Genomic DNA, 21,558 nt, shown 5'->3' with positions numbered 1-21,558 from the left:
TAAGCCATGCGCAGTGCACGTTCAACTAGGTAAGAATCCTGCACACTATCCATGGACCAGCCGAGGACTCGGCGGGAGTGTCCATCGCGGATAACGCATAGGTACAGCCAGCCCTCATTCGTGCGTAGATAGGTAATATCTGACATCCACACTCGATTAAGCTGCCCTTGATCAAATAGGCGTTTCACTAGGTCTGGAAGCGTTGACTTCCGCTTGGATTGAATCGTCGTTACGGGAACAAACGCCCTGGGTGAGATGCCTTCAATACCCATCATCCGCATGCGTTTGGCCACGGTTTTGCGATTGACATAGACCCCACCCTCGGCGAGTTCTGCAGTAATCCGTGGGGCACCGTAGACTTCGTCAGAATCTTCCCAGATGTCATGAATTTTCCTGTCTAACTGGTCGAGGAATCTCTGACGCTGATTTTCACCACGAAGCCGTACTGCTTGAGCCTTTTGCCATTTATAGTAGCCAGAACGGGAAACCTCTAATAACCTGCTCATTCGTTTGATGCTGTAGTTCGCCTTGCTCTGGCTGCATTAGCTCAAATTTTTCCGATCACGTTGCCTCAAAGCGAAGAAGGCGGTGGCTTTTGACAAGAACTCATTATCCATCTTGGCCTCAGCTAGCTCACGACGCAGGCGAGCGTTTTCGGCTCGTATATCGGCATCACTGCGGCCATCTACCGAGCCTTGGCGTTCCCGCTCGAGTTTGACCCACCTGCCTAAAATTGTGGCTGATACGCTAATTTCCTTAGCCACATGAGCGATTGGGCGCCCAGACTCGATGACCAGTCTGGCGGCCTCCTGCCGGTACTCCGGGGTGTACTTCTTCCTTGACGAACTCACAATGAACATCCTCTCCTACGGACACAAGATCCGTACTAATAGGGTGTCCACTAAACGAGGGTAACCTCAGACTTTCCGGACATACCGACTTAACCGGATATGGCACCCAGCGTCCATAGCGACGGCATACGCGGCGGTAAGATGCATCCCACACCTTTTGGCGGCCTGGCGTACCGAACATCCGCCTTGGACGAGATCTACAAGCTGGAAAGCCTGGCTCCCGCGGCGATCAACTCGTTTGGCTTTATGCACGACCGGCAATCCGTAGGCATGGCAAAAATTCAGAGCATGCCTGTAATGACAGCCAAGCTCACCAGCCGCAGAACGAACGCTACGCCCACTGCCAACCATGGCAACCAAGCCACGACGATCCGATTCAGACAACGAATAAAAAGGGCCAACAACCCCAGACACAACAACACCCTCCTAAGGAAAAGTGTTGCAACGACCCTCTGAACTCAAGTGAACCCAGGCCATGAAAAGGCTCCGCGGCTAAAAAGCCTCGGAGCCTTAAATCCGTGTGAAAAGTTCTTAACTTAGAACGGCACGTTGATGGGCAGGCCAGCTGCGAACTGGTTGTACGCCCAGTAAGCGTAGCCGATGATTTCACCGATCAGGTCAAATGCGCTGGACAAAGCAAACAAGGTATTCTCCTTCAACTGTCACGAAACTCTTATTTAGGTATCGCGACGGCATGCAACCGCGTTACATCGGCGCAATATTGTGTTTTTTGGGCAGGTCATGGGCCGACTTCGTGGCCAATTGCCGCAGCGCCTGGCGCAGGGCAATGCGCGATTGATTTGGCTGAATCATGGCATCGAGGTAGCCGCGTTCCGCTGCCACGTAGGGTGCTGTCATGGTCTCATCGTAGAAGTCCATGAACATCTTCTTGGTCATCTCGCGCTGCTCTGGGGTCCCGGCGGCCTCAAGCTGCTTTCCCGCAATCATGACCACGGCGGCGGCAGCACCCATGACGGCGATCTGCGCGGTAGGCCACGCCAAGTTAATATCGCCGCTCAAGTTCTTCGACCCCATGACGGCATAGGCGCCGCCGTAGGCCTTGCGCACGATGAGCGAGACCTTTGGCACGGTCGCTTCCACGACCGCGAAGGCGAACTTCGCACCGCGGTGAATCAGGCCCACCTTCTCCTGTTCCACACCCGGCAGGTAGCCCGGCGTATCGACTACGAAGACGAGCGGAACATTGTAGGCATCGCAGATGCGGATAAAGCGCGCGCCCTTATCGGCGGCATCGGCATCAATGCACCCGGCCAAGTGCATGGGGTTATTGGCCACAAAACCCACCGTCTTGCCGTCGATGCGGCCAAAGGCGGTGATCATATTCGGCGCGAAGTTTTCCTGGATTTCGATGATCTCATCGTCATCGCCAAGCTGGGTGAGCAGGTCCATCATGTCGTAACCGGCATTGGTGTCATCCGGCATGAAGGAATTTAGATCCTCGTCTTCGGTGATTTCGGCATCAGAAGGCGCGGGGAAAGTCGGCGATTCATCAAAGCAGGTCAGCGGCAGGTGATCTAAAATATCGCGCACCATGTCAAAGGCGTCTTCCTCAGAATCCACCACGGCGGAAACGTTGCCGTTCAGCTCCTGCTGGCGGGCGCCGCCGAGCTCAGCGGAGGTGACGTCTTCACCGGTAACCTCACGGATGACGTTGGGACCGGTGACATACATTTCCGCTTCCTCATCCACCGCGATGACAAAGTCTGTGGTCACCGGCGCGTAGACCGCACCGCCGGCGGATTTACCCATCATGATGGAAATCTGCGGGCTGCGGCCAGATAGCGGCAGCTGGCGGCGGGCAATTTCGGAGTACATGGCCAGCGAGGTCACCGCATCTTGGATGCGAGCGCCACCGGAATCTTGGATGCCGATGACCGGGCAGCCAATCTTGATGGCCATATCCATGATCTCGGTGACCTTCTTGCCAAAGGTGACACCCACGGAACCGCCGTAGACCGTCTTATCGTGAGCATAGATGCATACGGGCCGGCCGGATACGCGGCCATAGCCTGTGACCACGCCATCGGAATAGATGGCCTCCGGGTCACCCGGAGTCTTGCCCAAGGAACCAGTTTCGACAAAGGAACCTTCATCCAAGAGCTCGTTGATGCGCTGGCGAGGAGTGGTACGGCCTGCCTCGTCGCGGCGTGTGCGGGAACGCTCACTGCCTGGATCTTGCGCCTCATCTAGGCGCTTGCGCAAGTCAGCGAGTTTCTCAGCGGTTGTTTGCTTGGCCGCCACGTATCTTCTCCTCGATCCAATCGTTCATATGCTTGCCCACGGTGCCAATGGCTGGCTCGTCCGGCACTGCCAAGTGATCACCGGGCAGCTGCACAATATCTAGATCCTTAACGATAACGCCCCAGCCGCCATCCGGATCAACCTCAGCGTAGCGCGGCTCTAGCTCGATCGCACCGTCATGCATCCGCTCGGAGCGGAAAAGCAGCACGGGAACGCTGACATCGGCCCAGCGGTGGAAATCGATCTTGGCCAAAATCTGGTTATCCACAAAGGACGCGCGCTGGTGCTCCAAGACGCCGGCGGAAAGGCCGTGTTCGGAGGCATCCGTCGTGGCCAAGAATTCCGCCAGCATGGTCATCAGAGCGTCCTCGCCCATGGTGTCCAGCATCTCGTACGGCGGCTCAAAGTCCAGGCCGTAGGTCTTCTTGGCAAAGGCGGCGTAACGCTCCCACCGGGCACGGGTTTCCTCCAGCGTATCCGGTGCCGGGTGGGACGGCTGCGTGGTATCGAGCAAGGAAATGAAGGCGACCTCTGCGCTCTCCTCCCCACGCTTGCTGCGCTCTGCCAGCTGGTAGGCCACCTCGTAGGCCAAAGCGCCGCCAAAGGACCAACCGCCGAGGACGACCTTGCGGCCGCGCGCATAGCGAACGATGTCCTCGATATAAGCGGCGGCTCGCTCTTCTAAGGAGCCCTCAATCCTTTCCACGCCGTAGACGGCGACATCCGCTGGCAGCCTGCGAGTCAGCGGTTGGTAGACAACCGTGGTTCCACCGGCCGGGTGGAACATGAACACGGCGGGCCCATCGGCCTCACGCAGGACGCGGATATTGCCTTCCACCTCGGTCTCGAGGCCCTCACGGACCAGGTCAGACAAGGTTTCCAGTGCTTCGGCGTCGAGGACCTGCTGCGCGGTGACATCGATGTGGGCGCGCTCGCGCAAACGCTCGGCAATCTGTGCTGCCACTTCCTCGGAGATTTCCGGAAGCGGCGAGGTCACGCCCGCCGGGGCCTTGCCGGTAATGCTTGCCCACGTGCCGAAGACCATGCGTTCAGAGGCATCGCGCGGGGCAATGCCCACGCCCTGCTCTGAGGCCTCCGCAGTCTCGTCTGCTGCGGGCGCGGACTCTGTAGCCGCCGGTGCAGCGTCGGCGCTAGCGTCACTGTTATCTAAGCGACCGCCAGCAACGGCCTCCTCAACCATGGTGATGACGTCTGCCAAGGAGGCATCGCGAAGCGCCTGCACCTGCAGCGGTGGAATCTGGAAGTCATTTTCCACGCGGTTTTTAATGCGCATGCCCATCAAGGAATCGAGGCCCAGGTCAATCAGCGGCAGCTCGCGCGGGAGATCCGAGACGTCATAGCCCATGGATTCGGACACGATAAGCGCCAGGCGGTCCTCGACGGTCTCTTGCCGTGGATCCCAGCGCACGGCATCCACATCCTCCTCCTCGGCAGCCGTCTCCGTGCCGGCGTTGCCCTCTGGCACCGCCGCCACCCCAGGGATCGCGCCCGCGCCCAAATCCAGGCCGGAGGCAAAACCTTCCGCCAAGAGCTCAGTGCGCGTGTCCTGCACGCTATAGACGGCAATGGACATTCCACCAATGGACGTGGTGACGACGGTAGTAATTTCCCCGTACGGCGGGAGATCGCGGTGTTCCTCCGCGGCCACGATGTGTGCCCCAGGCTGTACCGCTTCTGCGGCAGCCTCCACGATGGCCAGCGTGGACGGGGCCTGATCCGCGTTGGTGGAAAAGGCTACCTTGCCCTCCGGCAAGTTCACGCGGTTACCGGGCAGGCCGGAGACCCCGGCCGAAGGCCGCGCATTGGTCCAAAAACGCTGGCGGTTGAACTGCGTGTACGGCGCTTCTGCCTGCGAGCCCGAGCCCACTACGGCGGCGAAATTCACCGGGGTTCCCGTCACGTAGAGCTTGCTCAACAAATCCAACAAAGACTCGGTAGGGTCCACCTTGCGCTTTAAGCTATACAGCAATTGCGCATCGGCCTTGCCCACGGCAAACGCCGTAGACATAAGCCCCATGAGCGCCACTGGGTTCGGCGAAATCTCCACCAGCTGAGTGTGCCCTGCGGCAAATGCTTGTTCCGTAGCGTCCTGCAGGTACACCGGGTAGCGGGTCATGCGCAGCCAGTAATCCTCATCGTGGACGGTGGTGCCGGGGCGGTAGACCTCGCCCTTATCCACGGAGGAAAAGAGCGTCGTATGCAGCGGGCGGGCCTCCATGCCGGCGATGGCTGCTTCGAGTTCGCCCAAAATCGGATCGACGGCAGAGGTATGCCCCGCGGCCTTCACGTTGAGGGCGCGGGCGAATTTCCCTTCATCGTCGAGTTTTTCCACCAACTCCAGTACCGCCTGGCGCGGACCACCCACGGTGGTCATGCCGGGGCCGGTATAGACGGCTGGCTCGATGGATGCATCGAGGGCGGCAATGTCTTCGGCGGATAGCTCGACGACGGCCATGGCTCCTTGCTCGGCATCGCTTAGCGATGCCTCTCCCTCGCCCATCAAGCGCGCGCGGTGGCAGGCAATAATCATCGCATCCCGCGCGGAAATTCCACCTGCGGCATAGGCCGCGGCGATTTCACCCATGGACATGCCCATAACGCCCGCTGGACGCACGCCGAAGGAGGCCAGTAGGTCCGTCAGCGCGATCTGGATGGCGGTGATGGCAACCTGCGCCGTTTCCGTGTCATAAGTTTGGGAATCGTCTTCAACGATGCCCAGGATGGACCAGCCTGACTCGAAATCCACGATGGCATCGAGTTCTTTCAGCCGCGTACTAAACAGCGGTGAGAGGGCGATCATGTCCTTCGCCATCTTGCGGTGTTGGGAACCAAAGCCTGAATATACGAAGACCGGCCCCTGCACCTGCGGGGAATCCGCGGCCGCAATGCCAACAGACACCTTGCCCTCAGCCACCTGGCGTAGGCGCTTAATGGCCTCTTCAGTCGAGCTAGCCATGACGACGGCGCGCGAGCGCGAGTGGTTGCGGCGCGCGACCGTGCGCGCTACATCTGCCAAGTCTGGCTGCTCTGCCTCTAAGAAATCCGCGAGCAGGCCCGCCGCACGCGCGCGGCGAGACGGCAAGAGGCCAGAGACCGGCAACGCCACCGTTCCGGTGGACAACTGCGGATCACTGGTGCGCGGGGTGCCCTGGTAATCCGTCAAGACGACGTGGGCATTCGTGCCGCCAAAGCCAAAGCCCGATACGCCGGCCACCTTTTTCCCGGAGTATTCCGGCCACTCGCGCGGGTCTTCAACGACCTCGAGGCGCTCGCCCACGAAATCGATATAGCGATTGGGCCCGGAGTAATTGATATTCGCCGGGATAATATCGTGCCGCATGGCCTCGATGACCTTGATGAGGCCCACGACACCCGCAGCGGATTCAGAGTGGCCGATATTGGTCTTGGCAGAGCCCAAGAGGACGGGCGATTCCATCCCACGCCCAGTACCCAGCACGCGACCGAGCGCGCTAGCCTCGATGGGATCTCCCAAGATGGTGCCCGTTCCGTGGGCCTCCACATAATCCACATCCTCGGGTGCTACGCCCGCGTCCGCGTAGGCACGGCGCAACACGTCTTCTTGCGCTTCTGGATTAGGTGCGGTCAGGCCATTCGAGTGACCATCGGAATTGACGGCAGAGCCCTTAAGAACGGCTAGGATTTCATCGCCATCGGCCTCCGCATCCTCCAGGCGCTTGAGCACCAGAACACCGGCGGCATCGGCACGCACGATGCCATCGGCGTCATCAGAAAAAGCATGAATGGCGCTGGTAGGAGAAGTAACGCCCAATTCCGAAAAGGCGGTGGAGGCGTGCGGGGCAGCCAAGATATTCACGCCACCGGCAAGTGCTACATCGGCGGCGCCGGTGCGCAGATCCTTGATTGCATGGTCAACCGCAACCAAGGAAGACGAGCAGGCCGTATCCACATTGATGGACGGGCCGCGGAAATCCAGGGCATAAGAAATGCGGTTGGCAACGATTGCCGAGGAACTACCCGTGAGCGCATAAGGATGCATCTCCGTGGGATCGGCGGTAATCAGCATGCCGTAATCATTATTGGTCGAGCCCATGTACACGCCCGTGTGCGTTCCGCGCAGCTCATTGGCGGGAAGGCCCGCGTTCTCCAACGCGTGCCATACCAACTCGAGCAGGATGCGCTGCTGCGGATCCATATTCGCGGCCTCTAGCGGCGATAGGCCGAAGAACTCCGCATCAAAGGAGGCAACATCATCGATATAACCGCCATCGGTATTGTGCTGCGCGATCTTCTCACTCAATACGGGATCGGCGCTGTACTCAGACCACCGCCCCACCGGCAGCGGCCCCGTGCCCGCGCGCGATTCAGCGAGCATGGTCCAAAATTCCGGCACATCTTTAGCGCCTGGGAAACGTCCGGACAAGCCGATCACTGCAATATCAGAACCCTGCGCGGCGCGAGCTTTGCGCTGCACGCGCGGTGCATCGTCGTGCCGCCCCGCGGGCTCATTAAGCAAGCGATTGGCTAGAAGCTCAATCGTGGGGTACTCATACGCCACCGTCGCATCGAGCCGCGTGCCTAAAAGATTTTCTAATTCGCCCGACAGCACTACGGCATCCCGAGAAGAAAGACCATAGTTTTCCAGTGGGGTGGAATCTAAAATCTCTGTGGCCGCTACGCCCGTGGCCTGGGATACCCAGTCACGCAGCCATGCACGAAGTTGCTCGATGGTCATAAACCGTCTTTCCTAGTGGGGTTAATAGAACGACAAATACCTATATCGCTCTATTTTGTCACCTTGTTAACTTAACGTCCGAATCCGGCTTTAGGCTTGGTAGTCCTTTTTCGCCACGCGGCGGGCAATCTTATGCGAGGAGGTGCGCTTAATTTCCCCTGGCGCCTTCCACACGATATCGCTCGGGGTAATGCCGTGATTCTTTGTCACGGCAGTGCGAATTGCGTCGCTGGCGGCGGCATCGCCGGACGGATCCGCGTCATCGGCGCGCTCAACCAAGAGCACCAAGGACTCTGAGTTTTCGCCCTCCACGGCAAACGCAGCGATGGAATCTGGGCGCACGTGCACGGATGCGTCCTGCACGGTGCCTTCAATATCCTGCGGGTAGTGATTGCGCCCGGCGATGACAATGAGATCCTTAAGCCGTCCGGTGATATACAGCTCGCCCTCGATGATGGTGGCGAGATCGCCAGTGGCCATCCACCAGTCATCCTCTGGCAGGCCATCCTGGATGCGCTCACCCAGGGTATTGCGGAAGGTAGCCGCGGTTTCTTCTGGGCGGTTGAGATAGCCCGTTGCCATATTTTGTCCATGCACCCAGATTTCACCGATGGTGCCCTCTGGGACCTCGGCCTTGGTTTCAGGATCCACGATGGCAAGGTGCTGGAACGAAACGCCTTGGCCATTCGAGGCGAAGGCAACCGTTGCAGCTGACTTTTCCTCAATAACAGCGTGCCCGTCCGCCAATTTTTCGCGGTTGAAATGGGAAATGACGGGGCGCTTTTTACCCTGTGCGGTAGCGACGATGAGGGTTGCTTCCGCCAAACCATAGGAGGGACGCAGCACGGAACGCTCGACGCTGAAGGTATCTAGGAATTTCTGCACCGCTGGTTCCGTCACCGGTTCAGAACCAATGAGGATTCCATCAACGTTGGAGAAATCCGCGTCCTTGCCGTAGCGCGCGGCCAATTCCAAGGCGAAATTGGGCACGGCGGTATAGGTATTCTTCTCTTCACCCGGCTGGCGGCTGATGCGCTCAACCCACCGGTTGGGATGCTGGATGAAGTCGCGCGGGGTCATCATGTCCAATTCGATGCCCAGAATAGTGGTGAATAGCGCCAAGATGATGCCCATATCGTGGTGCATCGGCAGCCATGACACCACGCGTGGCGGGAACTGCAGGTTCACAGCCCGGAAAATTTGGAGCACATTCACCAAAATCGCGCGGTTGCTCAGCTCCACGCCGGCAGGGGTGCGCGTGGAACCAGAGGTGTACTGCAAGAAGGCGGTGGAATCCACGCCCTCGCCAGCGACCGGCTTCCACGACGCCGCCAAGGAATCAGGCAGCGCATTGATGGAAATGACGCGCGGGCGCTCCCGCTCAGTGGAGAAATAGGTGCGCACCGCCGCGGCCGATACGCGGCTGGTCAACACGATAGGGGGCTCGCAGTCAGCAAAGACCGCCTTAAGGTGGTCCGCGTGTCCCGGCTCATTCGGATCATAGAGCGGAATCGGGGTCATTCCCGCATACATCGCGCCTAAGAAACCAAAGAGGTATTCGGGGGAGTTGCCTGCCAGAATGGCCACGCGGGTGCCCGGTTCTGCAACTTGTTGCAGGCGCGCTGCCACCACTTTGATCCGGGTATTGATTTCCTGGCGGCTGAGCTCACGGGCGGTGTCCTCCTCACCGTAGAGCCACTGTCGCATTACTACCTGCGAAGTATCCGCGTCTGCCTGGTAGAGGGTCTCGGCCAAGCCTGCCAAGGTGAGTTCTGCGGGGAGGGCGATATTGCCCTCGGCGTCAAAAAACTTCCCCATGAGTTGCTGTAAATCCATCGATTCTCCTTTGGTAAATGCTTTTGTCTTAAAAATTATCGATGTTATAGCGCCTCATATTACACGGCATCAATGACACGGTGGGCCCAGTCCACAACCCACTGGTTCGCAGTAGTCCCCTCAATCACGCCGCCGTTATCGGCGTACTGCGCGTGTACTCCATTGGCCCCGATTAAATCCTTGGCGCGTTCCAAACCATTGCCCACGCCGGTGGGCGCATCACACACGGTGTCATTGGGGGCACAGATCTGGAAGGTTCTATCCGCGAGCTCTCCGAAACCGTGCGGGCGCGCTCCGCGCATAGTCGCTCCAGGCACGATGGGCTGAACGAGGCCAGAGACGGGTTCCAAGGCAATCTCGGCACCAATTCCGCCGAGCTCGTGGCCCGGGTTTTGGCCCACGCCGTTTTCACGCCGTCCATCTGCAATCAACGCCACACCCGCGATATTTTCTGCGGGGATTACGCCTTCGCCACCACCGATGTCATCGGCCACATCGCCGGCAATGACCGCGCCTTGGGAAAAACCGCTCAAAATGAACTTGGTCTGTGGGCAGCTATCGTGCATGCCGCGCAGCTCCTCATTCATCTTCGCGGTGCCCTCATCACGGGAATCGTCGTAGCTCATTTCCTCCTGCGCATTGATATTTTTAAATTGCGCAGTATAAGGAAGGGTCCACACCTTTACATTATCCCCGTAAGCCTCCTGCAACGGCTGCGTAATAGACAGCATGAACGAGCGCGGATTAGCAGAAGGATTGAGGGGATCATCGTCGGCGGCAGATTCCCAGGTACCTGGCGCGGAAATGAACTCCACGCTCGGGCACCAATCCGGCTGGGATTCCTCCGGCGCCTCCCTGGATTCTAGCTCCTCGGGGGAGCTAGGCCCCGCCGAGTCCGTTGTTGTGAGGTAGTGCGCGGCACCCGCGCCGATGACGACGAGAAGGGCGAGGACGGCAACGACGGTTATGATTTTTCGCATGAACTAGTTGTACCCGGAAAACCTCAAAGAAAGCTAGCAAAGGGCTGAACGTGCGTTGTCCTGGAGTAGTTTGGTGAGCTCCTCATAGTCCATGTCAGAGCGTTGCTGCTCAATCAGTTGCCCAGCTACCGCGGGAATAGTGATGTCATTGTCACCGCAGGCCCCTTGGCCGGCACCGAGGAGCTGGTCTTCTACCCCATCGACCTTGACGCCCGCATCCTGCAACGAATCCAGGTACGCAGCCTCTTCCTTGGGCAGCTGCGCGGAGGGGATCTCTGAGATCTCGCGCGCACCGCGATCCTCTGGGGAGTTCGTGGAACGAGACCCGTTCGTCGGCTCAGAGGATCCCTTGGATTCAGATGGCTCCCGCGAGGAAGAAGCGCTGCTTGATGCAGACTCGCTACTACTCGTGGTCGATTTCTCGGAAGTCTTTTCGCGCGAAAGCGGCGCCACCGAGGTGTCATTGCCGGAGTCACTATCTACGGTGGCAGAGTCACACCCTGCCAAACCGAGGCACAAGACCGCTCCTACGAGGGCTAATTTACGCATGCTTACTTCTTTTCAGTCTGTACGCGGCCCATGACTTCACTGATCGTTCCGTGCTGGAACTCCTGCTTCAATCCACCAGCCGCGATTTCGGAGTAATCAGAGGTGGGCCAGCCAAACTCGCCGTGCTCCCAGCCTTTCTTACCCCATTCATCCATGATGGCGCCGTTCAAGATGTAGTGCGCGCCGGATTCTGGGGACCAGTAGATGGAGCCCTTTTCAAACTCCTGGAAGAAGCCGCCCTCGACCTTCTTCTCACCGTCCGTGGGGAAGCCCAATGGGGATTCGACACCGCCCATTTCCTTGTACTTTTTGCCAATGGCGCCAAAGGACACCTGGTTCTTACCATCCGGGTTCCGGGTCAGAATGCCACCTTGGAATTCCTGGGTAAAGCCTTCGCCCATCTTCTTTACCGGGCCGGTCGGGAACTTCAATTCGCCGCCTTCGAAGCCCTTCTCGCCCCACTTATCAATCATATCGCTGGTAACTTCCCAGGCACCGGTCTCTGGGCTCCAGTAAATGGAACCGTGTTCAAAACGCACGAGGCGCCCCTTGCCATCCAGCGCCTTAATTTCACCGGACTTAGGGAAGCCCAACCAGGAGGTGGGGCCACCGATTTCCGCATAGCGGGCGCCGATGCGGCCATACAGGGCGTGCGCACCATTGTCCGGGGACCAGTACGCCGTACCGGTTTGGAAGTCTTGTGCCTTGCCCTTACCGGCAACGTCATATTCGTTATTCAGGCAGGAACCGATTATGCCTTCTTTGGTGGCCTTGGCGATATCGCCTTCGGTATTACAATCCGCACCGCGGTCAGCCTTGTCAAGGTTGAGGGCATCAGCAATGTGCGGCCATGCATTTTGCATCTCGAATTGCCAGTATTCCCAGCTGTGCACGCCGGAGGGCCGGAATTGCACTACCGGTTCCACATTGGCGCGCTTCGCGTAATCCACGAAAGTCTGGGTGGACATCCGAGAGATTACTTCCAGCCCCATGCCGGCCAAACTTGCCTGTCCCTTTGCCACCGAGTTTTCCTGGCCAAAGTCGTCCTTGCCGTTACCAGCAGAGACATAGACCTCCATGTCCTTGAGGTTTTCGATGCCCAACTTCGGATCGTGGTCGATCCAATCCTGCGAGCCCGGCTCGCCCCACATCTTGCGGGAATCGTAGCCGCCGGCATCGCGCTGCGCAGCCATGATGGCCTGTGGCATGCCACGGGTAGTCATATCGAGGTAGCCAGAGAACGAACCAACGAAATCAAACAAGTGCGGGTTACGCTCCGCCAGGTTGACTGCTGCGGTACCGCCCATGGACAGCCCAGTCACCGCGCGCTTCTGGTTGGAGCGGTACTCATGATCCAAAATTGGGACCAATTCCTTGGTGAGGAAAGTCTCCCACTTGTAGTTCTTCCCCGCATCCGGCTGCTGCCAGTCGGAGTAGAAGGAAGATTCGCCGCCCACCGGCATGATGAGGTTGACGTTACGGTCCGCATACTGGTTGAGGATATTGGTCTCAATGGTCCAGCCGGACTCGTCATCGCGGGCGCGCAGGCCATCGAGTGCCCATACCTCTGGGAACTTCTTCTCCGGCTGCGAATACCAGTCACGCGCGAGCTGGATCTGCACCTTCTGCTCGTGATCCGGCATGGCTGCGGACTGGATATAAACCATCAGGTGACGGCTGGACAGGTACTCCACACGGTTAATCTTTACACCATCCGGCAGGCCCTCCACCTGTGGATATTCGGTCTCCACTGGAGTACGGGCCGGCGGATCCTTGGGCGCAAAGTGATCAGACAGACTGCTGCCGTTGCCTGACTGAGAAGAGCTCATGTCACCGAGAGAGCTTTGGGCGGTGGCATTGGGCAGCAGGGCAAGTCCAACGGCAATGGCGGTCGGCATGGCTGCTACCGCGAGCCCCTTGCGGGCCTTGCCCGGGGAAGTGTTTTTGCGCATAGGTAAACGTCCTTGAAGATTTACCGCGGCCGCATTCCGAAGGTTCCCCTCCTCCGGACTGCTACCTGCGGCGTGAGCTGTCTATTGTGCGCTTAAGTTTAAGTTGAACTTGAGGCATTGGAAAGGCTGACACGCCGTGCGAAGTTACATCACCATTTATCTTGACGCAGAGCCTGTCCCCCGGAATCACCCAATAAGCACATAAACACTCAAAACTTACATCGACGACCTCTCAGCAATCCTCCAGCTCAACCACAGACTGGACTCTCACTGAAAAATCACTAAGATTACCAGAGTACGCACGAAAGTGCACCCTGTAAACATCCCCTACTCAAGGTGAAAGATATGAAAAACATAAAGACCAAAATCACCGCCGGACTCATAGCCCTCACCACAAGCCTCACCATGGCCCAGACCGCCAATGCGGACCAAGGCAAAGAAATGGTCACCTTCGGCGATTCCTTCACCGCCAACGGCGGCGCACCAGGAGACCGAGGATCAGCCTCTCCATATAAGCGCCCCTTCCACCCCTGCTTCAACGACAAACACAACTGGGCGCACCAAACCGCCAATAACCTTGACCACAACCTTGCCGATTACTCCTGCAACGGAACCAGCGTCTGGATCAACCAATACGTCGACGACGCTATCGAACAAGGCAACATCGGCCACGACACCAAAGAAGTTGTGTTCATGTACGGCGGCCTCCAACAAGGAACCTACTTCGACGCCCTAGCCAACGCCACTCTCCCCGACGTTCCCAAAGCCTCCACCTACCGCGGACTACTAAACTTCCAATTCAACAAAATCCGCAAAGCCGCACCCAACGCCCGCATCTCCATGGTCAACTACGTCCCAATGACCGTCAACGACACCCTCTGCGTAGTCAACCACGACCAACTACAACTGCCAATAACCATCCCAGGCGCCACCATCGCAGAAGACGAATTCAATCGCGAAATCGGACGCGCAGCACACGACCTCGGCGTCAACTACATCAATCTCCACGACCAAGCCAAAACCCACGACCCCTGCCAGCCAGACACCAACCACCGATGGGCCACACTCGTCCAAACCCCAACCGCCCCATCCGTCATGCCACTACACCCAACAGACGTAGGACACGACGGAATGACCCAAATCATCACCCGAGAACTCCAAAACCACTAACCACCAACCAAAGCACGAACCCGCCGCCCGAGAGCACCATGAACTAGTCCCCAAAAGTTGGGCTGGTTTAATTCAAGAAGGTTAGGGGTTCAAGGGCCTGATTCCGATATTGCATCGGGGTCAGGCCCTTGAGTCATTGTTGGTTGCGTTCGGTGTTGTACCGCTGGATGTAATCTTCGATTACCTGGGTGAACTCCTCGACAGTGTTGAAGACTTCTCCGTGGTACATCTCGGTTCTCAGGTGACCGAAGAAGTTCTTCATTACTGCGTTGTCGTAGCAGTTGGCCTTACGCGATATCGACTGAACGCCGCCGTTCTCGTGGATCAAAGTGCGCCGGGTTGAATGCTGGTATTGGAAGCCTTCATCGGTAATTTTTAGGTAGGCAATTTCAGCATGCAACTGGTCGCTTTCGCGACGCAGTTTGTCTTCTTCAGTAAGCGCCTTCGGCTTGGTACCTCGGCCCTGTTCGAAACGCTTGACTACATGCTCGCGCTGAGTTTCACTCAGCGAACTTCGTAGCCCCAATAAAAACTGCTCCCCACCAGTTGGTAGTGATTTCTCAGTCCAACTACTGGGGAGCGGTTCGAACGGCGCGGGGCCAGTTCGTTAGTGAGCCTTACCAGGCATTCATAACGTTGAGAACGCGCGGTTTGGAAGCATTGAGCTGGTAGTCCCATTGGTACCAGTTATGCAAGCCCTGGGCCGGGTAGCTCACCGTTGGGTTCAGACCCTGCAACCGGGCAACACCTTCCCAAGCGCGGGTGGTCAGCTGAGAACCAACCTCCAGTGCGACACCCGGTGCTTGGAACTGCGGCGGAAGGGTTTCCCTATCCAATTGGCCTGGGATACCGGATGCAGCTGAAATATAAACATCGGTACCACCCTCACGCAGTTGCGGAATCAGCAAGAGCGGGTCATTCTGGAAACGCTTTGGGTTAAATAGCGAACCGTACATGGCGTTGACATTGAATCCACCGGCATCCAACATGGCCAAACGAAGAGCAGTCTGAGCACCTGGAACCGTCATAGTCAAATAACCAGAAAAGGATAGTACCTGCTTAAACTGGTCAGTGTGCTTAGCAGCCAATGTCATGGCGGAACCGGCACCCATGGAGAGGCCAGCGATCGCATTGTTATTGCGGGCCACGCCAAAGTGCTGCTCGAGGTAGGCAGGAAGCTCCTGGGTAAGGAAGGTCTCCCACTTGTAGTTGACCGGATCTCTCGGATCATATTTGCCAGGTGCTTGCCAGTTGGCATAGAAAGAAGACTCGCCACCTGCCGGCATCACTAGAGTGATATTGCTGTCCGCGTAAGTCTGCGCGGCGTTAACCTCGCTGTGAGGGCTAACCCAGCCGCTGGTTGCGTAAGTAGCACGCAGGCCATCCAATAGGTAGAAACCAGCGTTACCGCCATTCTTTGCGGGCTGAATCTGGACGGGGATGTTACGGTCCATGGACGGAGACCAAACATCACAGCGCTGAACCCAAAACATGGCTGGGTCCCATTCACAGGTGCCGGTATTATCCGGACGCAGCCAATCACGATGTGCCGCGTGTGCCTGCTGCGTGCCGCCGGCAACGACGGCGAGGCCAAGCGCTACGACCACTGCCATGATGACCGATAGGACACGTCCTCTCAGAGATGCAGTCATCTTTCTCCTCCACAAAGTACTCAATAATTGTTCTTTGGCTTTATCGATGGGAACCTGTGAATCGTTAACACCCCTCGGCGAAAGCCTCACTGAGAGGCAGTGTAGTGCACTCACAGGCTTTTTACCTCATTTTCAACCATTAATAGAGGTAATCCCCCGGATTGGAGGAGAAGGTTAGGGTCCTGCCCTCTGTCAGGGAAAATTTAATATTTTCTAAGAATCGGCCCCAAGTTAGCGGTTCCCTGTAGGAGGCAAAGAGCCTCTGGAAATCGGCATCATCAAGCGCAGTGCGTGCTTGCCACGCGGAATCTTTCTGCCCCAGCAATAAGGAGTCAATATCCACTGCAGAATCGGCAATCTGCCACGCCGCGCCAAGGCTTTTATCGTGGCCAATGCGCCCGCCTTCGATGCGGGGCTGGCGCGCTGCCAAGGGATTGCTGAGCCCAATTTCATCGAGCACGCGCACCTCAAGTGGCGCATTCATGGAGGTAAGACCGAGATTAGGAAAATACACAGTGGGAGGATCGGAGCGCTCCGGATCCGCGGGCACCGTCGTCCACGATGTCTGACCCCCATCCTTGATATAGAGGAAGGTCATGGCATCGCCGGCCGCCAAATCCTGCACCGCTTTTTCATAGTTATTCATCACGTCCATACCCAGAAAATCCTCGGCACGGCGTGGCGGTTCCTGCCGGTTGGTGACAGCGGTCCAATAGTCCCGCTCATCCACAACACTAAGCTGGCCCGCGTACGCTGCCCGGTCTACCGGGTGACCGTGCAAGACAATAACGAAGGCCCACACCGCACAGAATACGGCAGCCCACCAGGTTCGTAGATTAACTACAAATATGGGCAATAGCGCGGCGAAAAGCGGAAGTAGCAACATGCGCCCATGCATAAAATCGCCACCCACGTGCACAACATATGCTGCATGCAATAGTGCGGCGCCCAGGAAGATATAAACCACAGTCTGCATCGAGCGCAGCGCCGACGGTCGAAAATCGGTTTTCCACAGCGCCGCCACTGTCAGCACAATGAGCGGGAGGTACAGCGCGTAGGGCGCCATAAAGTCGCCCAAGTACGCAAACCCTTGGCCCCACGCGGAACCAGCCGCGGATTTCGCAACGGCGGTATGAGGCGTAAGCAGCCCGTAGTAGCCCATGCGGAATACTTGATAACCCAGCGGCAGGGGCAAGGCGGCAGCGATAACCTTCCACGAACGCGTGCTCACTATGAGTACAACGCCAACCAGGCCGCCATACAGGGCAAGCTCAGGGCGAATGAGCCATGAGAGCCCCGCCCAGAATGCCAGCCCATACACAATAGGCTTGGGCGGCAACTCCTGCCGTGGTCGCGCCCATTTAATCAGCATCCACCACAAGACGGCCAAGTAGAAAAGGCACAGGCTCCATTCCAAGCCGGAGGTAAAAAAAGTCCCGTGCCGGTGGCAGGGCCAGATACACCAAGGCTCCAGCGGGAAGAACAAGTCCCTTGTGCATGCTTGCCGATGCCCACGTCCCCACCACCATCGCCGCGACCGCTAGGAGAAGCCCGAGGTAGATGGCGATCGTTTCGAGTTCAGCACCGCTTACCCACCGCGCCACTAAGATGAGGTATTGCCACAGCGTGGAGGTATTGGCCTCAACGCGCTCACCCACATTGAACACAGGACCGTTGCCGGCTTCTAGGTTGCGGACGGTACGCAGGACGATGAGGCCGTCATCAGACATCCAGCGGCGGGCAAAGCCACCCCACAAAGAAAAAACACCGATAACAAGAACCGAGGCGGGTGCGCTCCACAGCGCAATGTTCTTGTTACCGGTGTTAACCACGTGGGGTGAGTATATCAGGCCTCTCAAGATCTTCTAGTTGAACGCAACTATATAACCGCTGCTTAGACCAATGGCATGATGTAGACGGCCATGGCGATGCAGGCCAGCCAAGCGATGGCGAGGAACTGCAAGGTGCGATCCCCCAACGCGATTTCTTCCGGCGCCCCGCCCTGGCCACGGTCCACGTCGGCGGCATAGCGCAGGATGGCGATGGTAAATGGCACCATGGAAATCTGGTACCACACGCCACCAGAGGTTGCGGCATTAGCCAGCTCAAAGCCCCACAGGGAGTAGAAGACCACCACGGCGGTAGCCGCTAGCGTCCAGACAAAGCGCAGGTAGGTTGGCGTATAGCCCTGCAAGGATTTGCGGATCTTCGCGCCGGTCTTTTCCACCAGCAGGATTTCGGCATAGCGCTTACCGGAGGCCATAAAGAGCGAACCAAAGGCAGCGACCAGCAAGAACCACTGCGAAAGCTCAATATCGGCGGCCACGCCACCGGCCATGGTGCGCAACATGAATCCGGAGGACACCAGCGCAATATCGATGACCGGAATATGCTTCCAGCCAAAGCAATAGCCCAGCTGCAGGGCGATATAAACCGCCATAACGATGGCTAGCTCTAGTCCCGCGGTGGCCAAGAAGGACAGCCCAATGGACAGGCCAACGAGTACCACGGCCATGACATAGGCCACCTTGATGGGCAGCACGCCCGAGGCAATCGGGCGGAAACGCTTGGTCGGGTGCTCTTGGTCTTCACGCCAATCCTTGGCGTCATTGATCAGGTAGATGGAAGAAGCGCCGAGGCAAAAGACGATGAAGGCCAAGAGGACATCGACAAGCACGCGCCCGTGAAAGAGCGACTCCGCACCGGCCGCGGCGGGCGCGGCCAGTACGAGGATGTTTTTTACCCATTGCTTCGGGCGCAGGGCCTTGACCATGCCATCGGCCAAATTCTTCGGCGGCTTGCGCTTACGGCCGGTATCGACGCCGGACGTATGCGGTTCCGAATGGAGAAAGTGCTGGTTACCGTCCTCACTCATGCGTCTTTCCCTTCGTCATTGCCCGCGCGGTGGCAGCGCCAATGGCTGCGCCCGCGACGGTATCAGTTGGATAGTGCACCCCGAGCACCATACGCGATGCCATCATCACCGGCACTCCCACAAGCGGTGCCTTGGAACCCGTCAGGCGGGAAAGGCCCACCAAGAAGGCGGTGGTGGAGGTGGCATGCGAGGACGGGAAGGATAGGCGCGAGGGGGTCTTGACCCCAACGCGGACGTAGGAATAATCGGGTCGCTTGCGCCGCACGATGCGCTTGAGCACCACGCTTGCCGCATGCGCGGTAAACGCCGCGGCACCGATCCGAATCCACTCTTCACGGCGCTGCTTGTCCACGCCGGCCCCTAGGGCCGCGCTGCCCATCCAGCCCAGGGCGTGCTCGCCCAAGTGGCTTAAACCGCGGGCAGTCGGCAGTACTCCCGGCAGGTCAAAGGCGGCGTTCTGGATGGACTCTAGGACGCGGGATTCTGCGATAGAAAGCTTATTGGGCATCAAAAACCTTCTTCCAGGAAGACCGCGCGGTCAATTCCGGCAACGCGGCGCGGTAGTGCGCCCGCAGGTCATCGAAGTTTTCTTCAATTTCCTTCAACAGGCTGCGGGTTTCGGTGATGAGCTCCTTGGCCAAATCGCGGTCGCGCTTGCGGAAGGCCACACCCGTACCGCCGGCCGTGGATACGGTGGCGGAATCCAGGCGGGACAGGGTGAACCAGCGCGCCTCTTCTGGGGTGAGGTTCAGCTGCGGTGCCGCGTGGTGCGCCGGATCTTCCTTGCTCAGCAGGTGCTTAAGGCCCTTTGCTGCCCACGGCAGCTTCTTCACCTTGGCCAAGCGCCCGCCCACATTGCGGGTGGGAACGCCCGGCGCGCCGGTCGGCGCCGGCAGCTGGTCTGCGGATTCGATGATGACCGCATCTGAGTAGTTCTTGCGGATCTCCGCAATGCGCGGCAACGAGGTATCCAAGATATCGAAGAGGTGGTCCGGCCCCGCCAGGAAGTCCTTCATGGCCTCGATTTGGATGGCCATGGTGGAGTATTCCATGCACATGGTGTGCTTGAGCGTGGACTTAAAGATGGACTTAGTAATGCCGGATACCGCGCCATCGTGGTACAGCGAAGCCACGATCAAGCGGTTGCGCAGGTGGAAATAGGCCTGCCAGTCAATGGCATCGTCCTTATCCGCCCAGGCCATGTGCCAGATGGCCGCGCCCGGCCAGGTCACCGTGGGGAAGCCATTGCGGGCGGCGCGCAAGGAGTACTCGGTATCGTCCCACTTGATAAATAGCGGCAGTGGCTGGCCGTTGGTCTCTGCTACCACGCGCGGGAAGAGGCACATCCACCAGCCGTTATATTCCACGTCCACGCGGCGGTGCAGGTCGCGGGAATCGTACTTCTTTGGATCCAGGCGGGTTTCTGGCGTGCCAATGGCGCGCAGTGGGTACTTGGCAAAGTCGTGGTCGTACACGGCGTGCGGGGCGGCGGCCCACATGAAATCGGAGCGGTTGACCTGCTCACCGGTGGTGCGCAGCTGGGAGCGCTCCTGCAGGTTGAGCATCTGCCCGCCCACGATGATGGGCCTGGCGGCGTAGCGTGCGGCCTGGACGGCACGCAGTACCGAATCTGGTTCGATGGCGATGTCATCATCCATATACAAAATGAACGGCGAATCGGTGTTTTCCAGCGCCTCGTACATGATGCGGGAGTATCCGCCCGAACCACCCAGGTTACCTTGGCGGAACTCGCGGAAGCGCTCCCCAAAGTGGGCTACTGCATCGTCGTAGCCTGGTTCATCGGCGGGGTGTTGATTGCCTTGGTCAGGCATCAAGACGAAGTCGATGATCTCGTCCACGACGGGATCCTCGGCTAGGGCTTGTAGCGCTGCCACCGCGTCGGTAGGGCGGTTGAAGGTAGGAATCCCGACCGCAACACGCTTTTCGGAAGGAGCAACCTCGGTGCCATCCGGCAGGATTTGCGCTCCAGGTGCGTGCGGCGAGCACCACGCGGCATGCGCCAGGGTGGTTTCTTTCTCGGCGGTGATATCGAACCACAGCCAGCCGCCGTCCTCGAAGTTCTTGAGCGGGAGCTCGAATTCGTGCTCACCGGTGCCCACGAGGTGGTTGCCCACGGAAATGCGTTGGCCATCGTGCTTGGAACGGTACAACGAGATATTGGCCTGGCCCTCAACTTCAAGGCGCAGAATGACCGAGTCGAGCTGGGACCACCGGCGCCAGTAGGAGGCCGGAAAGGCGTTGAAGTAGGTCTCAAAAGAGGCTTCTTCGCCGGCCGGGATGGTCACGGCGGTCCGGTTTGTCCAGCTCAAGCGCTCGCGGTTTTGTTCCGCCTCAATGAGGTAGAGCATGCGGACGTCAAAGGGTTCGCCGCGCTTGGGCAGCAAAATTCGCTGCAGGGGCTCAAAAGCCGAGGAGTTGTTGGCAGTCACGATTGCTTCGATTCTCCAAACTATTTAAACAGTAGTCAGCGGTTTAGCGTAGTTGTTTTATACGGATTACTCGGGTTTACACGCGGATGTGTCTTCGGGTTAAGTAGCAAAAGTGTGCCTGATGGACCTGACCCCTGTTTGGTGGACACCTGATATCCAGCCCAGTCGAGCTGGCAAGATTGGTAATCTACCACCATGTCCAGGTACTGAGAACAGTTCAAACGCGATGCCGTGGCCCTCTATGAG

15 protein-coding genes and 1 pseudogene are annotated in these 21,558 nt (G+C 58.4%); 1 reads left to right on the top strand and 15 read right to left on the bottom strand.

Features of this window, described 5'->3' with window-relative positions; translation table 11 throughout:
- From QP891_RS10850 to QP891_RS10815, 8 genes are all read right to left on the bottom strand, one after another.
- A partial coding sequence (locus tag QP891_RS10850; protein WP_284817068.1) for an IS3 family transposase occupies positions 1 to 506 on the bottom strand: 506 nt, incomplete at its 3' end.
- Positions 507 to 542: 36 nt separating this feature from the next.
- A complete protein-coding gene (locus QP891_RS10845) occupies positions 543 to 851 on the bottom strand; it encodes a transposase (protein WP_284805992.1) in 309 nt (102 codons plus the stop codon).
- Positions 852 to 1,556: 705 nt separating this feature from the next.
- The gene (locus tag QP891_RS10840; RefSeq protein WP_284771229.1) at positions 1,557 to 3,113 is read right to left on the bottom strand and encodes an acyl-CoA carboxylase subunit beta; all 1,557 of its coding nucleotides are present in this window, start codon (positions 3,111 to 3,113) and stop codon (positions 1,557 to 1,559) included.
- A complete protein-coding gene (locus QP891_RS10835) occupies positions 3,088 to 7,848 on the bottom strand; it encodes a type I polyketide synthase (protein WP_284771228.1) in 4,761 nt (1,586 codons plus the stop codon). The genes QP891_RS10840 and QP891_RS10835 overlap by 26 nt, the downstream gene beginning before the upstream one ends.
- A gap of 90 nt (positions 7,849 to 7,938) precedes the next feature.
- Complete coding sequence (locus tag QP891_RS10830; protein ID WP_284771227.1) at positions 7,939 to 9,684, bottom strand: FadD32-like long-chain-fatty-acid--AMP ligase; 1,746 nt, start codon at positions 9,682 to 9,684, stop codon at positions 7,939 to 7,941.
- A 59-nt stretch (positions 9,685 to 9,743) separates the two neighbouring features.
- Positions 9,744 to 10,664, bottom strand: coding sequence for a cutinase family protein (locus tag QP891_RS10825; RefSeq protein WP_284771226.1), 921 nt, complete (start codon positions 10,662 to 10,664; stop codon positions 9,744 to 9,746).
- Positions 10,665 to 10,697: 33 nt separating this feature from the next.
- On the bottom strand, positions 10,698 to 11,213 hold the full coding sequence (locus QP891_RS10820; RefSeq protein WP_284771225.1) for a hypothetical protein: 516 nt from the start codon (positions 11,211 to 11,213) through the stop codon (positions 10,698 to 10,700).
- 2 nt (positions 11,214 to 11,215) lie between these two features.
- Positions 11,216 to 13,165, bottom strand: coding sequence for an alpha/beta hydrolase-fold protein (locus tag QP891_RS10815; RefSeq protein ID WP_284771224.1), 1,950 nt, complete (start codon positions 13,163 to 13,165; stop codon positions 11,216 to 11,218).
- Between the two features lie 345 nt (positions 13,166 to 13,510).
- Here QP891_RS10815 and QP891_RS10810 point away from each other — a divergent pair, with 345 nt between their 5' ends.
- A complete protein-coding gene (locus tag QP891_RS10810) occupies positions 13,511 to 14,335 on the top strand; it encodes a GDSL-type esterase/lipase family protein (RefSeq protein WP_284771223.1) in 825 nt (274 codons plus the stop codon).
- Positions 14,336 to 14,468: 133 nt separating this feature from the next.
- Here the strand turns inward: QP891_RS10810 and QP891_RS10805 are convergent.
- The 7 genes and pseudogenes from QP891_RS10805 to QP891_RS10780 all read right to left on the bottom strand — a co-directional run.
- A pseudogene (locus QP891_RS10805) lies at positions 14,469 to 14,705 on the bottom strand (IS3 family transposase); the annotation flags it as partial.
- 247 nt (positions 14,706 to 14,952) lie between these two features.
- Positions 14,953 to 15,987 carry an alpha/beta hydrolase gene (locus tag QP891_RS10800; protein WP_284771222.1) on the bottom strand — a complete coding sequence of 345 codons (1,035 nt, stop codon included), beginning with the start codon at positions 15,985 to 15,987 and terminating at the stop codon, positions 14,953 to 14,955.
- A 139-nt stretch (positions 15,988 to 16,126) separates the two neighbouring features.
- Positions 16,127 to 17,359 (bottom strand): arabinofuranosyltransferase AftB family protein, encoded by a 1,233-nt coding sequence (locus tag QP891_RS10795; protein WP_502869514.1) that lies wholly within the window; start codon positions 17,357 to 17,359, stop codon positions 16,127 to 16,129.
- Positions 17,349 to 17,819 carry a hypothetical protein gene (locus tag QP891_RS12005; protein ID WP_502869513.1) on the bottom strand — a complete coding sequence of 157 codons (471 nt, stop codon included), beginning with the start codon at positions 17,817 to 17,819 and terminating at the stop codon, positions 17,349 to 17,351. The genes QP891_RS10795 and QP891_RS12005 overlap by 11 nt, the downstream gene beginning before the upstream one ends.
- Before the next feature lie 62 nt (positions 17,820 to 17,881).
- Complete coding sequence (locus QP891_RS10790; protein WP_284771220.1) at positions 17,882 to 18,862, bottom strand: decaprenyl-phosphate phosphoribosyltransferase; 981 nt, start codon at positions 18,860 to 18,862, stop codon at positions 17,882 to 17,884.
- The gene (locus QP891_RS10785) at positions 18,855 to 19,370 is read right to left on the bottom strand and encodes a phosphatase PAP2 family protein (RefSeq protein ID WP_284771219.1); all 516 of its coding nucleotides are present in this window, start codon (positions 19,368 to 19,370) and stop codon (positions 18,855 to 18,857) included. Before QP891_RS10785 ends, QP891_RS10790 begins: the two co-directional genes overlap by 8 nt.
- Entirely contained in the window at positions 19,360 to 21,312 is a 1,953-nt protein-coding gene (locus tag QP891_RS10780; protein ID WP_284771218.1) for a glycosyltransferase, read from the bottom strand. Before QP891_RS10780 ends, QP891_RS10785 begins: the two co-directional genes overlap by 11 nt.
- Between the last annotated feature and the right edge of the window lie 246 nt (positions 21,313 to 21,558).

It is taken from the genome of Corynebacterium sp. MSK310, from assembly GCF_030227355.1.
Classification (GTDB): domain Bacteria; phylum Actinomycetota; class Actinomycetes; order Mycobacteriales; family Mycobacteriaceae; genus Corynebacterium; species Corynebacterium rhinophilum.
The sequence above is the reverse complement of the archived record's forward strand: the minus strand, read 5'-3'. Positions and strand labels throughout refer to the sequence as shown.